The organism is Pseudonocardia sp. HH130630-07, from assembly GCF_001698125.1.
Lineage (GTDB): Bacteria > Actinomycetota > Actinomycetes > Mycobacteriales > Pseudonocardiaceae > Pseudonocardia.
In genome coordinates this window covers 243,933-256,349 of record NZ_CP013854.1, presented here as the reverse complement: position 1 = coordinate 256,349, position 12,417 = coordinate 243,933, and the positions used below count along the sequence as shown (strand labels likewise).

14 protein-coding genes, 8 tRNA genes and 1 pseudogene are annotated in these 12,417 nt (G+C 71.4%); 10 read left to right on the top strand and 13 right to left on the bottom strand.

The window, feature by feature from the left end; all coding sequences use genetic code 11:
• Entirely contained in the window at positions 1 to 252 is a 252-nt protein-coding gene (locus tag AFB00_RS01265; protein ID WP_068795671.1) for a type B 50S ribosomal protein L31, read from the bottom strand.
• 76 nt (positions 253 to 328) lie between these two features.
• Positions 329 to 820 (bottom strand): pyridoxamine 5'-phosphate oxidase family protein, encoded by a 492-nt coding sequence (locus tag AFB00_RS01260; protein WP_068795670.1) that lies wholly within the window; start codon positions 818 to 820, stop codon positions 329 to 331.
• Positions 821 to 884: 64 nt separating this feature from the next.
• On the opposite strand from AFB00_RS01260, the gene AFB00_RS01255 reads away from it, so the two are divergent.
• On the top strand, positions 885 to 1,706 hold the full coding sequence (locus AFB00_RS01255) for an SDR family oxidoreductase (protein WP_068795669.1): 822 nt from the start codon (positions 885 to 887) through the stop codon (positions 1,704 to 1,706).
• Positions 1,707 to 1,716: 10 nt separating this feature from the next.
• Here the strand turns inward: AFB00_RS01255 and AFB00_RS01250 are convergent, their stop codons facing one another.
• The 10 genes from AFB00_RS01250 to AFB00_RS01205 form a co-directional block, all read right to left on the bottom strand.
• The gene (locus AFB00_RS01250; RefSeq protein WP_068795668.1) at positions 1,717 to 2,136 is read right to left on the bottom strand and encodes an NUDIX hydrolase; all 420 of its coding nucleotides are present in this window, start codon (positions 2,134 to 2,136) and stop codon (positions 1,717 to 1,719) included.
• Between the two features lie 53 nt (positions 2,137 to 2,189).
• A tRNA-Gly gene (locus AFB00_RS01245) sits at positions 2,190 to 2,265 on the bottom strand.
• A gap of 69 nt (positions 2,266 to 2,334) precedes the next feature.
• The gene (locus AFB00_RS01240) at positions 2,335 to 2,778 is read right to left on the bottom strand and encodes a hypothetical protein (RefSeq protein ID WP_068795667.1); all 444 of its coding nucleotides are present in this window, start codon (positions 2,776 to 2,778) and stop codon (positions 2,335 to 2,337) included.
• A 585-nt stretch (positions 2,779 to 3,363) separates the two neighbouring features.
• Positions 3,364 to 3,438 (bottom strand) — tRNA-Val (locus AFB00_RS01235).
• Position 3,439: 1 nt separating this feature from the next.
• Positions 3,440 to 3,511, bottom strand: a tRNA-Cys gene (locus AFB00_RS01230).
• Positions 3,512 to 3,543: 32 nt separating this feature from the next.
• Positions 3,544 to 3,616, bottom strand: a tRNA-Gly gene (locus AFB00_RS01225).
• Between the two features lie 167 nt (positions 3,617 to 3,783).
• Positions 3,784 to 3,858 (bottom strand) — tRNA-Val (locus AFB00_RS01220).
• A 1-nt stretch (position 3,859) separates the two neighbouring features.
• Positions 3,860 to 3,931, bottom strand: a tRNA-Cys gene (locus AFB00_RS01215).
• A 50-nt stretch (positions 3,932 to 3,981) separates the two neighbouring features.
• Positions 3,982 to 4,054, bottom strand: a tRNA-Gly gene (locus AFB00_RS01210).
• 152 nt (positions 4,055 to 4,206) lie between these two features.
• A complete protein-coding gene (locus AFB00_RS01205; protein ID WP_068795666.1) occupies positions 4,207 to 4,635 on the bottom strand; it encodes an SsgA family sporulation/cell division regulator in 429 nt (142 codons plus the stop codon).
• A 398-nt stretch (positions 4,636 to 5,033) separates the two neighbouring features.
• Between AFB00_RS01205 and AFB00_RS01200 the strand changes: the two genes are divergently transcribed.
• The 9 genes and pseudogenes from AFB00_RS01200 (at position 5,034) to AFB00_RS01160 (ending at position 11,839) form a co-directional block, all read left to right on the top strand.
• Positions 5,034 to 5,588, top strand: coding sequence for an RNA polymerase sigma factor (locus tag AFB00_RS01200; protein WP_231974152.1), 555 nt, complete (start codon positions 5,034 to 5,036; stop codon positions 5,586 to 5,588).
• A 26-nt stretch (positions 5,589 to 5,614) separates the two neighbouring features.
• Positions 5,615 to 6,460, top strand: a complete 846-nt coding sequence (locus tag AFB00_RS01195) for an anti-sigma factor (protein WP_068795664.1) — start codon at positions 5,615 to 5,617, stop codon at positions 6,458 to 6,460.
• An 80-nt stretch (positions 6,461 to 6,540) separates the two neighbouring features.
• The gene (locus AFB00_RS01190) at positions 6,541 to 7,011 is read left to right on the top strand and encodes a TIGR02611 family protein (protein ID WP_068795663.1); all 471 of its coding nucleotides are present in this window, start codon (positions 6,541 to 6,543) and stop codon (positions 7,009 to 7,011) included.
• Between the two features lie 67 nt (positions 7,012 to 7,078).
• Positions 7,079 to 7,150, top strand: a tRNA-Val gene (locus AFB00_RS01185).
• A gap of 99 nt (positions 7,151 to 7,249) precedes the next feature.
• Positions 7,250 to 7,903: a hypothetical protein gene (locus AFB00_RS01180; protein ID WP_068795662.1), complete on the top strand. Its 654-nt coding sequence runs from the start codon at positions 7,250 to 7,252 to the stop codon at positions 7,901 to 7,903.
• Positions 7,904 to 8,549: 646 nt separating this feature from the next.
• Positions 8,550 to 9,343, top strand: a pseudogene (locus tag AFB00_RS35915) (transporter substrate-binding domain-containing protein).
• Positions 9,344 to 10,012 (top strand): amino acid ABC transporter permease, encoded by a 669-nt coding sequence (locus tag AFB00_RS01170; protein WP_068795661.1) that lies wholly within the window; start codon positions 9,344 to 9,346, stop codon positions 10,010 to 10,012.
• Complete coding sequence (locus tag AFB00_RS01165) at positions 10,009 to 10,755, top strand: amino acid ABC transporter ATP-binding protein (protein WP_068795660.1); 747 nt, start codon at positions 10,009 to 10,011, stop codon at positions 10,753 to 10,755. Before AFB00_RS01170 ends, AFB00_RS01165 begins: the two co-directional genes overlap by 4 nt.
• Positions 10,756 to 11,365: 610 nt before the next feature.
• The gene (locus AFB00_RS01160) at positions 11,366 to 11,839 is read left to right on the top strand and encodes an NUDIX domain-containing protein (RefSeq protein WP_068795659.1); all 474 of its coding nucleotides are present in this window, start codon (positions 11,366 to 11,368) and stop codon (positions 11,837 to 11,839) included.
• Here the strand turns inward: AFB00_RS01160 and AFB00_RS01155 are convergent.
• Positions 11,827 to 12,387, bottom strand: a complete 561-nt coding sequence (locus AFB00_RS01155) for an HD domain-containing protein (RefSeq protein WP_068795658.1) — start codon at positions 12,385 to 12,387, stop codon at positions 11,827 to 11,829. The genes AFB00_RS01160 and AFB00_RS01155 overlap by 13 nt on opposite strands.
• Positions 12,388 to 12,417: the final 30 nt, after the last annotated feature.

Genomic DNA, 12,417 nt, shown 5'->3' with positions numbered 1-12,417 from the left:
TCAGCGCTGCCGCTCGCCGAACCGCCTGCGGAACTTCTCGACCTGGCCCGCGGCGTCGAGCACCCGGCTGTTGCCGGTCCAGAACGGGTGCGACGCCGAGGTCATGTCGACCTTGATCAGCGGGTAGGTGCGGCCGTCGGTCCACTCGACGGTCTCGGACGAGGTCTCGGTCGACCGGGTCAGGAACTGGTCCCCGGTCGAGGCGTCCCGGTAGACGACCGGGCCGTACGGGGGATGGATTCCGGGCTTCACGGGCTTCCTCCTGCGTGGTCGGTACCGCACGAGTCTAAACGACAACGATTGCGATTTGCAGAAGGTGGATTCCGGGTCAGCGCTTGCGGATCGTCTCCTCGGCGCCCGACCCGCGCCACACGGTGACGTCGAGGTGTCCGTCCCGGCGCCGGACGCAGGAACCGCCGAGGATCTCGGCGACCGGGAAGAAGCCGAACGGCTGCCCGCGCACGTCCAGCCCGACCCGGTCGAACAGCATGTCGGCGAACCGGCGGTGCAGCTCCGGGTCCCGGACGTCACGGACCCGGCCCCACAGCTTGGCGTCCCCGTCGGAGACGAACCGGTCCGTGGTCGCGGTGTGCAGGGTGAACCGCGGGTCCCGGCGGAGGTCGTCGAACTTGCGGGTGCCGGGCATGCCCCCGACGACGAGCTCGCCCTCGAACAGGCGCGGCTCCAGCGGGCAGATCCGCGGGAAGCCGTCGGCGCGCAGCGTTCCGAGCAGGCAGAGCTCGTCGTTCGCGGCGTGCCGGCTCCGGAAGACGCCGGCGACGACCGGCGCGGCGGCGGCGAACTCGTTCCACGTCGTCATGGCGGGTGATGGTAGGCGCGGAAACCCCTCGCGCCGGCATCGTCGCTCCCGTTGGGTACGCGGTATGGACCTGCGCCGTGATCCTCTCCCGCTGCGTGGCCGGACCGCGCTCGTCACCGGTGGCGGCCGTCGCGGGGGCATCGGGCACGCCACGGCGTGCCGGCTCGCGGCGTACGGCGCGAGCGTGGTCGTGCACCACTTCGCCCCGCACGACGCGACCCAGGACTGGGGGGCCGACGACGTCTCCGCCGCCGTCGGCGAGGTCCGCGACCACCTGGCGGCCGACGGGGCGGTGGTCGCCGACCTGCACGCCGATCTCGCCGACCCGGCCGAACTGGCCCGGGTGGTCGAGCGGGCCGGGGAGCTGGCCGGCCCGCTCGACGTGCTCGTCGCGAACCAGGCGCTGTCGGGCTCGGACGGGCCGCTGGGGGAGCTGGGCGACGAGCTGGACCGGCACTGGGCGGTCGACGCGCGGGCGTCGATCCTGCTCGCCCAGGCCTACGCGAACGCCCACGACGACGCCCGCCCCGGCGGCACCCTGGTGATGCTCACGTCGGGCCAGGCGCTGGGGCCGATGCCGGGGGAGGTCGCCTACGCGGCGGCGAAGGCGGCCGTCGCCGGGATCACGCTCACCCTCGCCGACCAGCTGGCCGACCGCCGGATCCGGGTCAACACGGTCAATCCGGGCCCGGTGGACACCGGCTACCTGGGCGCGGCGGCGTTCCGGGCGATGGCGGAGATGTTCCCGTTCGGCCGGTTCGGTGAGCCCGACGACCCGGCCCGGCTGATCGCCTGGCTCTGCACCGACGAGGCGTACTGGATCACCGGCCGGGTGCTCGACTCCGAAGGCGGGTTCGCCCGGCACCGCAACGGATGGCGGCCCTGAGTCAGCGCAGTCAGAGCAGAGCGTGGCCGTCGTGTGCCCGCGAGGCCGGTGGCCCGCCGGCGAGCGCGTCGGTCACCCGGGCGGCGAGGACCGGCGGCATCCGGCGCACCGCCTCCTCCGGGGTGATCCACTCGACGGCGCTGGTCTCCTCCCGGGGACCGGGCGTGCCGCCGACCGGTGAGCACCGGTAGACGAGGACGACGACGTCGCGCAGCAGGTTCTTGTAGACGCCGGTCAACCGCTCCACCCGGACGTCGAGCCCGGTCTCCTCATGGATCTCGCGGGCCACGCCGTCCTCGAACCGTTCGCCGGCCTCCAGGATCCCGCCGGGGGGTTCCCACCGGCCGTCGTCGCGGCGGCGGGCGGCGAGGACACGGCCGTCGGGGGAGACGACCACGCCGACCACCGCGACCGGGTGGACTCGCTGCACGCCCCCATCATGCGCGAGAGCCCCGGCCGGTGTGGCCGGGGCTCTCGACGACGTGGAGCGGACGACGGGACTCGAACCCGCGACGCTCACCTTGGCAAGGTGATGCGCTACCAGCTGCGCTACGTCCGCAGTCGCACCGTTCGGTGCGTGCGGGAGGACGCTATCGCATCGGGGCCCGACCGTCGGTGACCGGGCCGGTCACCGCAGCGACCAGGTCCCGTCCGCCTCGACGACCACCATGAGTCGCCCACCGTCGTCGGGCAGCATGACGGTCCCGGTGTAGTCACCGATCTCGTTCACGACGAGGTCGCTGTCGCTACTGCTGACGGCCCAGACCGCGAAGTTGCCCGTTCCGTCGTGGGTGAGGGTCGCGACGTCGGCCGGATCGTCGATCAGAAGTACCTGGTCACCGGTACCGTCGACAGGTGGCGCGGCCACCTGGCGGGCGGTGTCGACCCCGCCGACGGTCAGCGTCCAGTCGGCGTCGGCGTTGATCTGCAGCCGGGTGAGCGGCGTCGTGGCGGACGCCCCGGACAGCCCGTAGAACGTGGACCCCGAGTAGCGGCCGATCTCGTTCACCAGGAGGGCCTCGTCGGCCTTCACCACGACGTTGCCCGAACACTGCGGGCACTCGAAGGCCACGACGGCGATGTCCCGCGGGACATCGAGCCGGACGACTTGGTCGCCGGTTCCCTGGAAGTTCTGGGGGGCGGGCTCGGGTGCGGGTGCGGGTGGTCGTGTCCGGAGCGGTGGTGCCCGGTGCGGCCGGTGCGGCGGCTGCGGTCCCGGCCGCCTCCGTTCCCTGAGCGGGCACGGCCCGGCCGCCGGACGACGTGGCCACGAGCACCCCGGCCACGGCCAGCACCAGTACCAGGGAGCCGGTGACCGGGAGGCCCCATCGAGGAAGTGGCGAGCGGTGCGCGGACACCGGAGCAGGCGACGGTCCTTGCTGTGGGAGCTCCCACCACGGAGCCGGACCGGACGGTGGCCGGCGTTGCACCGGAACCACCGGGTACGCCGGTCGGCGTCGTTCGCGTTGCGGCGGAACGGTCATGGCACTCCTCCGATCGTCGGGCTCACCGTGGCGATCGAGGGGCGACGGGACCGTCGTTAGCCGCCGTCAGCCGGGATCGGCAGAACTGATGACGCACGACGTCGAGGATCTGAGCTCACGGCCCCGGAACGACGGAATCCCCGGCCCGCTGTGCGGACCGGGGATTCCGGTGGTGGTGCGCGATACTGGGATTGAACCAGTGACCCCTACCGTGTCAAGGTAGTGCTCTCCCGCTGAGCTAATCGCGCGAGGCGGCGGCGGGAATCGAACCCGCGTACAGGGCTTTGCAGGCCCTTGCCTAAGCCACTCGGCCACGCCGCCGGATGCCCGGCTCGTGAACGAGGGCCCGGCAGAGCGGACGACGGGACTCGAACCCGCGACCCTCACCTTGGCAAGGTGATGCGCTACCAGCTGCGCTACGTCCGCATTCCGTACCGTTCCCGGAGTGTTCCCACCCGTTCCCGGTGCGTTGGGAGAACAGTAGCGTACGGTCCGTGGTCCCCGACGAGGGGGGTCCATGATCCGTTGCGCTGCACGGACGGGGCCCGGAACGACGGAATCCCGGCCCGCTGCGCGGACCGGGATTCCGGTGGTGGTGCGCGATACTGGGATTGAACCAGTGACCCCTACCGTGTCAAGGTAGTGCTCTCCCGCTGAGCTAATCGCGCGAGGCGGAGGCGGGAATCGAACCCGCGTACAGGGCTTTGCAGGCCCTTGCCTAAGCCACTCGGCCACTCCGCCAGAGCCTGACCGGCCCTGCTGGAAGTCCTCGGCTCAGGTCCGATCCTCCGAGCGGACGACGGGACTCGAACCCGCGACCCTCACCTTGGCAAGGTGATGCGCTACCAGCTGCGCTACGTCCGCACGAGCACCGCGATCCGGACTGACGCTCGCCCGCGGTGCGATGAGAGAACACTAGCACCCGCCCCGGGGGCGGAGTCGTCCGCCCCCATCTCCACCACCGGATGTCCTCTCACCTGCGGAGATCAACTCCGCCCGGCGGTGGTGTGGCCGGATCAGTCCCGGGCGGTGGTGTCGAGCAGGTCGGAGAGGGCGGCGTCGAAGTCGAGCCAGGAGTACTCGGACGCGGCCGGGACGGCGTCGTAGGTCGCCTGCAGGAACTCCGACAGGGACTGGGCCGAGGTGGTGAACAGGGCGTGGCCCGACGGGGAGGTCAGCTCCAGCTCGATCCGGGACGGGTCCTCGCTCATCGGCTGCACCCGGACGTCGCCGGTGCCGGCCGAGTCGATCAGGCCGTCGGCGAGCAGGTCGCGGGCGAAGACCCAGTCGACGGTGCTGTCGTGCCCGGTCCGGAACGAGGCCTGCACCGCGTAGGGGTCGCGGCTCGAGTAGGACAGCTCGACCTTCACGGGTACGACCGGCGCGTCCGGAGCGATGAGCTCGAACATGGCCGTCGCCCGGATCGTCTTGGACTCGTCGCGCATCGGTCATCCTCTTTCTGGGGGGCGTTGCGTGGGGCGTCAGTCGGGAGAACGAGCCAGCAGGCCTCGGGGTGACGGGTTCGATCCGCATCAACATGGATCACCGGTCCGACGACCCCCGATCGAGTCACAGCGGTGTAACTCGCTGCGCCGGTCGGGCGGCCGAACGGGCCGTCGGCGATCCTTGTGTGTGAGCTGACCGACGCTCGGCGACTACTCTCGTCGGGACCCGAACCGATCGGGTGCAGGCGTCGAACGATATGAACGTGAGGACAACGCTGGTGGCAGGTATCGCCGACCCACCGGACCGACCTGAGCCCGGGCCGGCCGGTGACGGCTCTGTGCGTCGCCGGTTCCCGCGGCGGGACGACTCCGCCGACGCGCGGATCGTGCAACGGATCGTGAGTGGGGACTCCACCGCCCTGGGTGATCTGTACGACCGCTTCGGGCGACAGGCCTACTCGCTGGCGCGACGGATCTGCGTGGACGAGGGCCTGGCCGAGGACGTCGTGCAGGAGGTCTTCCTGGCCTTCTGGCGCGACCCGTCGCGCTTCGACCCCGAGCGCGGGAAGTTCGGTACCTGGCTGCTGACCCTCGTGCACCACAAGTCGGTCGACGCCGTCCGGCGGGAGAGCGCGATCCGCCGCCGCACCGTCCCGGCCAGCGACGACGAGACCGAGTGGAACGCCCCGGCCGGGCCCGGCGCCGACGAGGGCGCACTCGGCGCCGTCGTCGCCGGTCACGTGCGGGAGGCGCTGGGTGAACTGCCCGCCGAGCAGCGTCAGGTCCTCGCGCTGGCGTACTACGGCGGCTACACCCAGCGCGAGGTCGCCGCGATGACCGGGGTGCCGCTGGGCACCGTGAAGTCCCGGATGTTCACCGGGGTGGCTCGGCTCCGGAACCTGCTGGGGCCGCTGATGGAAGCCGGTGGAGAGCCGGCGGGAGGCATGACGTGAACGGGAACGAGGGGAGGCACTGCCCTATGAACGAGCAGACGGTCGGCTGGGCGCTGCACGCCCTCGAGCCTGACGAGGAGTTCGAGGTGATCGAGCATCTGGACACGTGTGCCGAGTGCCGGGCACTGGTCGACGACGTGTCCGGAGTCACGGCCGAGCTGGCGGCTGCGTTGCCCCAGCACGAGCCGCCGCCCGGTCTGCGGGACGCGATCCTCGAGGAGGCCCGGCGCACGCCGCAGCAGACCCCGCAGCAGACGGGGTCCCGGCGGCCCGCGCCGGAGAAGGCCGACGCCCCGGCCCCGCCTCCCGCACGCACCGACCGGCCGCTGCGCAGCGTGCCCGGCGGCGCCGCCGGGGCGCCCGCACGCCGGCGCGGACCGGCCCGGGTGCTGATGACGGCCGCGGCCGCCGCCGCGGCGGTCGTCGTGATCGCCGGTGGTGGGGTCATGGTCGGGCAGCTGGGCGAGATGCGTGCCGAGCGGGACGCGAGCGTCGCCCAGGCGCAGCAGATGCAGGACGCGCTGGGCGCGATCGCCCGTCCGGGCACGACGCACGCCTTCCTCGCCGCACCGGCGGACCCGGCCCGGCCGGTGGCCGCGGTCGTCGTCGGGGCGGGGGAGCGGGAGATCGTGCCGATGGGTCTGGCGCCCAACTCGACCGAGGACCAGACCTACGTCCTGTGGGGCATCGAGGGTGACGCCGCCCCGAAGGCCGTCGGAACGTTCGACGTCCGGACGGGATCTGCGGGTCCGATGTCCGTACCATCGGCCGAGAGCGGGACGTTCGGGACATACGCCGTGTCGCTCGAGAACGGTCGGCAGGCGCCCGCGTCGCCGTCGGCAGTAGTCGCGACTGGGCAGGTGGGGACCTGAGTACGACCGAGCAGAACGACACCGGTGCACCGGCGGCGGCCGCCCCTGCGCCCCGGCGGCGCCGGTACTCGGCGTTGCGCATGTGGTTCCGCAAGACCAAGGTGCGCTACCGGGTGTTCCGCGCCGGTGTGGCGCGCAACCCGGTGCTGGACCTGACCTACCGGATCACGGCCGGGGTGCTGGGCACCGCGATCGTCATCATCGGGATCATCGCGCTGCCCGCCCCCGGGCCCGGCTGGGCGATCATCTTCCTCGGCCTCGGGGTGCTCGCGGCCGAGTTCAGCTGGGCCAAGCGGCTGCTGCACTGGGTCCGGGTCCGGTACGACGCCTGGGTCGACTGGATGGGCCGGCAGACCCGCGTGGTCCAGCTACTGGTGATGACGGCGATCCTCGGCACCGTCGCGGTGTGTGCGTGGGCCATGGGGGTCTTCGAGACCGTCGGCGGCTGGGTCGGGATCGAGTGGGCATGGCTGAAGTCGCCGCTGCTGCCGATGCTGCAGCCGCCTCCGCCGCCGGCCGGGATCCCGGGGTCGTCGGTGGTCACGCCGTAATCGTGATCATGGGGACCCCGGTGTGGGGTGGCGGGGCCGGGCTGTGTAGTGTTCGGGACACCGCTGAGGGCGATTAGCTCAGGGGGAGAGCGCTTCGTTCACACCGAAGAGGTCACTGGTTCGATCCCAGTATCGCCCACAGTTTCACGAAGAGGCCCGGTCGCCGACCGGGCCTTTTCTCGTGTGCGCGTCTCCACGAGCGGTACGAGGACTGCCGATCCGGGTCTAGCCTCCACCGGTGGAGGAGCGAGCCGGCACCGAGTTCGGTGCGGACGAGTTGGCTGCCCGGTGGGGACACTCGCTCTCCCCGGCCGCGGTGGCCGGGCGCCTCGCCGGGGTGCGAACGCCGTGGTGTGTCGCGGCCGGCTGGGCGATCGAGCTGTTCACCGGCCGGTCGCGCCCGCACGGCGACATCGAGATCGCCGTGCCCGGCGCTGGCCACGCCGAGGTGATCGCCCGGTTCGAGGACTGCGAGCTGGACGCGCCGATCGACGGTCGGGTGTGGCGGTGCGCGACCCCCGAGGAGTTCGCCTCGACCCATCAGACGTGGGTGCGCGACCCGGTCACCGACCACTACCTCGTCGACGTCTTCCGCGAGCCGCACGACGGCGACACCTGGATCTGCCGGCGGGACGACCGGATCCGGCGGCCGTACACGGAGGTCGTCCACCGGACCGCCGGCGGCGTGCCGTTCCTCGTGGCCGAGGTGGTACTGCTCTTCAAGGCGAAGGCAGCCCGGGAGAAGGACGAGATCGACTTCGCCGCCGCGCTGCCGTTGCTGGGGGCCGAGCAGCGCGCGACCCTCGCCGGGTGGCTGCGGCTGGTGCATCCGGGTCATCCCTGGATCTCCCGACTCGACTCCGACGGCGTCACCCGCGGATGTCACCGGTGAGGTGTGGTGGGCGCTCCCGCGCAGAGGTCCGGCGTGACGCGCCCCGCACGGAAGGTGCGGCACGCCGGAGCCGGGCCCGGGATGGCCGTGCGGGTGTGCGGCCGGACCGTCCGGCGCGGATATCGTCGGTTTCCGCGGGCTCGGTCGACGACGCCGTGCAGGACCGGCCTCGGTGACCGGCGTAGAAGAGAAGGAATGCGGCGCGCATCGTGCGCGGTCTGCGCCGAGATGCCCGTGAGCGGGCCCCGAGAGCCGATCCGGCCCCCTGACGTGCACCTCGGCGCAGCCGACCGCGCAGGTCCGGTGTCCGGCCCCGGCGATCGCGGCGGGCCTCGTCGCCGTGGTCGTCGTGGCGTCGGAGCCCGACCGGTCGCACCACCCACCCGCTGCTGTCGGCTCCGGGCGACAGGCCGGGAGCGTCGATCTTGACATGGTCAGGTGGTCGATTAGCCTGACACCTCCTCGGTCGGCCTCGGTGGGACACATGGTGCGGGTAGTGCGGGTCGTGCTCACGGCGTTGCCGTGGAGCCGTCGTCACGTCGACCTCTGCCGTACCCAGGCTGCGCTCTGTAGCTGAGCTGCCGGCTTCGTCGGTGTCCATCCGCCCCCGTCCCTCTCCGGCCTGAACGGCCGGTCTCTGCGGTCCATGCACATCCCGGACCGCCTTCCGAAGGAGACATCCGTGCGTCGCACGTTCCTCACCGCAGCCGTCGCGCTGCTGGCTTCCCTGTCGATCGTCGCCTGCAGCGGCGGCGGTGCCGACTCGTCCACCCTGCGGGTCGGCACGGAGGGCACCTACAGCCCGTTCAGCTTCCAGGGGCCCGACGGCGAGCTCACCGGGTACGACATCGAGGTCGTGCAGGCGGTCGGGGTGAAGCTGGGCAAGGAGGTCGAGTTCGTCCAGACGCCGTTCGACTCGATCTTCGCGGGCTCGAGGCGCAGCGCTTCGACATCATCGCCAACCAGGTGACGGTCAACGACGCCCGCAAGGCCAAGTACGACCTCTCGGAGCCCTACACGGTCTCGGAGGGCGTGATCGTCACCCGCGCCGACGACACCGCCATCACCGACCTCGCGGCGCTCAGGGGCAGGACCACCGCCCAGTCCTCGACGAGCAACTGGGCCGAGGTCGCCCGCAACGCCGGTGCGAACGTCGAGGCGGTCGAAGGCTTCGTGCAGGCCGTGCAGCTGCTGAAGCAGGGCCGGGTCGACGCGCTGGTCAACGACACCCTCGCGGTCGGCGAGTACCAGAAGACCACGGGCGACCCCGGCATCAAGGTCGCCGGCACCACCGGTGACACCAGTGAGCAGGCGATGGCGCTGCTGAAGGACAGCCCCCTCACCCCGCAGGTGAACACGGCGCTCGACCAGCTGCGCGCGGACGGCACCCTGACGAGGATCTCGGAGAAGTACTTCGGCTCCGACGTGAGCGGGAAGTAGGTGGATCCCGCCACCTGGGAGCTGATCGCGCGGAACCTGTGGCCGATGCTGACGGCCACGGTCACCCAGACCATCCCGCTGACGGCGATCAGCTTCGTGTTCGGGCTGGTGATCGCGCTGTTCGTCGCGCTCGCCCGGCTGTCGAGCATCAAGCCGCTCTCGTGGCTCGCCCGCGTCTACATCTCCCTGATCCGCGGCACGCCGCTGCTCGTGCAGCTGTTCATCGTGTTCTACGCACTGCCGCAGCTCGGGGTCACGATCGACCCGTTCCCGTCGGCGGTGTTCGCGTTCAGCCTCAACGTCGGCGGCTATGCGGCCGAAGTGATCAGGGCGGCGATCCTGAGCATCCCGAAGGGGCAGTGGGAGGCGGCCGAGACCATCGGCATGGGCTACTCCAGGACCCTGCAGCGGGTGATCCTCCCGCAGGCCGCACGCACCGCCGTCCCGCCGCTGTCGAACACGCTGATCTCCCTGGTCAAGGACACGTCGCTGGCGTCGACGATCCTGGTCACGGAGCTGCTGCGGGTGGCCCAGCTGGCGGCCGCGCCGACGTTCGACTTCTTCGCCCTCTACGGGGTGGCGGCCGTCTACTACTGGGTTGTCTGCCTGGTCCTGTCGTTCGCGCAGGTCAGGCTGGAAGGCCGACTCGAGAGGTACGTGGCGCGATGACCGACGGCGGAAAGACCGACCTGCTGACGGTGCAGGGCGTGCGCAAGGCGTTCGGCACGCTCGAGGTGCTCGAGGACATCGCGTTCGACGTGCCCGCGGGCACGGTGACGGCCGTGATCGGGCCGTCGGGCTCGGGCAAGACGACAGTCCTGCGCACCCTCAACGCCCTCGACCGCGCCGACGCCGGCGTGATCGGCATCGGGGACGTCTCGATCGATTTCGGGGAGCCGGTCGAGCGAGCCGCGCTGGCCCGCTTCCGCGCCCAGAGCGCGATGGTGTTCCAGTCGCACAACCTGTTCCCGCACAAGACGGTGCTGCAGAACGTGATCGAGGGCCCCGTCGTCGTGCAGAAGCGCGCGAAGGCCGAGGCGATCGAGGACGCGAGGAGCCTGCTCACGCAGGTCGGGCTGGCGGAGAAGGCCGACCAGTACCCGTACCAGCTCTCGGGCGGGCAGCAGCAGCGCGTCGGCATCGCCCGCGCGCTGGCGCTGCGACCCGAGCTGATGCTGTTCGACGAGCCGACGTCGGCACTGGACCCGGAGCTCGTCGGGGACGTCCTGCGGGTGATCAAGGACCTGGCCGCCGAGGGCTGGACGATGGTGATCGTCACCCACGAGATCCGTTTCGCCCAGCAGGTGGCCGACCAGGTGCTGTTCATCGAGGGCGGCGTCGTCCTCGAGTCGGGCCCGCCCGGCCAGGTGCTGGGGGCGCCGTCGCAGCCGCGCACGCGGCAGTTCCTGTAGCGCATCCTGGACCCGATCTGACGGGGCGGCGGTCCGGGCGCTGATCGGACGGACACTGCTGGTGCACCCGGGTTATTCCTGGACCCCCGCTGTCCTGCGACGGCGTCGCCCGCGGATCCCGCCCGGGAGGTGCGGCTGCGCAGCCGAGGCAGCGCACCGTGCGGACATCGACCCACCGTCGGGCGTGGCACCCGGTGCAGGTTCCGCGACGGAGTCGATGACGTCGCACGCAGCTCTTGGTGAACACGTGCCAGACGATGGCGCGATCCCCGGGACCGCTTTACCGCGGGCACGGACATTCCAGGACGTCCTGGAGTCCGGGGGAACGTCCTCTGGTTTCGGTCGTCCGATTTCTCCGTCGTCGTAGTGTTCGGCTCGTCACAAGAGCGACGTACTCGTCTACGCCGGAACCTTCCTCGTCGAACAACACGACGTGGCCGAGGAGTTGCTCGTCAACGGGCACGTGCACGGTGCCCCGGCCGGGAAGTCCCCGGTCATGCACCTTCGTCGGGTACCCGGGGGACGGATATGGAGGCATTAATGCGGTCCTTCGACGATGTATGGGGCACCGGAATTCCCATCGACGAGTGACCGTGCGCCATCCTGGGGTATGGCCCGTATCGATTACCTGTATGACCCCGACGCCCCGGCGGCGAACAGTGTCGTGCCGTCCACCACCGTCGCCGTCCGCGACGGCCGAGGCCGGTTGCTCGTGATCCACAAGATCGACAACGACAAGTGGGCCCTGCCCGGCGGCGGCATGGAACTCGGCGAGTCCATCTCCGACGCCGCCGTCCGTGAGGTCGCCGAGGAGACGGGACTGACGGTGGAGATCACCGGGTTGGTCGGCATCGACACCGATCCGGGCCACGTCATGGCCTACGACGACGGCGAGGTCCGGCAGGAGGTCTCGGTCTGCTTCCACGCACGTCCCACCGGGGGAACGCTGCGCGAGGACGGGACCGAGACGAGGGCCGTGCGGTGGATCGAGCCCACCGGCCTCGCCGAGCTCACGGTCCACCCGTCGATGCGCCGCCGGATCGACGACGCCCTGGGCGGCGGCAGCACGCCTCAGATCCGCTGAGGACCCGCCAGCCGTGTCGCGGTGGCGGTGACCGCACGCTCGATCGAGCCGCGGGCCGCGAGCATCGCCCGAGCGACGACGGAATCCGGTTCGTAGCGTTCCAGGATCTCGTCGAGCCGCTCGGTGTGGGTCATCCGACGGCCGTCCGGTCCGGTCGTCATGTCGGCGGTCCAGAGTGCGTCGGTCACGGGTGAGCTCTCGTCCTCCCAGCGGGCGAGCCGGTCGGTGAGGCCGCGTTCGGCGATCTCGTAGGAGGCCGCCGAGTGGTGCGCGACCAGTGCACACAGCCGGTGCGGGTAGCCGCGCCGGGCGAGATGTTCTGCGCCGTCGATCTGGTGGCTGCCGGTGGCGCGCACGCCGGGGGCGTATCCGACGTCGTGCAGCCACGCGGCGACGACGAGCAGGTCACGGTCCTGTTCGGCGACCGCGGGGGCCAGCTCCCGGGCCCGCTCCGCCACCGCCTGCACGTGGATCCAGCGGCGGCCGAGCGGTTCGAGGAGCGGCCCGGCGAGGTGCCGGGCCTCCTCGGTGGTCGGTGTCCGCGGCATCGCCGAGGACTCTATGCCCGTTCGGCGTGG

Excerpts from the sequence above, each read along its gene's own strand:
- AFB00_RS01260 (WP_068795670.1), bottom strand. The coding sequence starts at position 820 with ATGACGACGTGGAACGAGTTCGCCGCCGCCGCGCCGGTCGTCGCCGGC.
- AFB00_RS01255 (WP_068795669.1), top strand. The coding sequence starts at position 885 with ATGGACCTGCGCCGTGATCCTCTCCCGCTGCGTGGCCGGACCGCGCTC.
- AFB00_RS01205 (WP_068795666.1), bottom strand. The coding sequence starts at position 4,635 with ATGCGCGACGAGTCCAAGACGATCCGGGCGACGGCCATGTTCGAGCTC.
- AFB00_RS01195 (WP_068795664.1), top strand. The coding sequence starts at position 5,615 with ATGAACGAGCAGACGGTCGGCTGGGCGCTGCACGCCCTCGAGCCTGAC.
- AFB00_RS01190 (WP_068795663.1), top strand. The coding sequence starts at position 6,541 with ATGTGGTTCCGCAAGACCAAGGTGCGCTACCGGGTGTTCCGCGCCGGT.
- AFB00_RS01165 (WP_068795660.1), top strand. The coding sequence starts at position 10,009 with ATGACCGACGGCGGAAAGACCGACCTGCTGACGGTGCAGGGCGTGCGC.
- AFB00_RS01160 (WP_068795659.1), top strand. The coding sequence starts at position 11,366 with ATGGCCCGTATCGATTACCTGTATGACCCCGACGCCCCGGCGGCGAAC.
- AFB00_RS01155 (WP_068795658.1), bottom strand. The coding sequence starts at position 12,387 with ATGCCGCGGACACCGACCACCGAGGAGGCCCGGCACCTCGCCGGGCCG.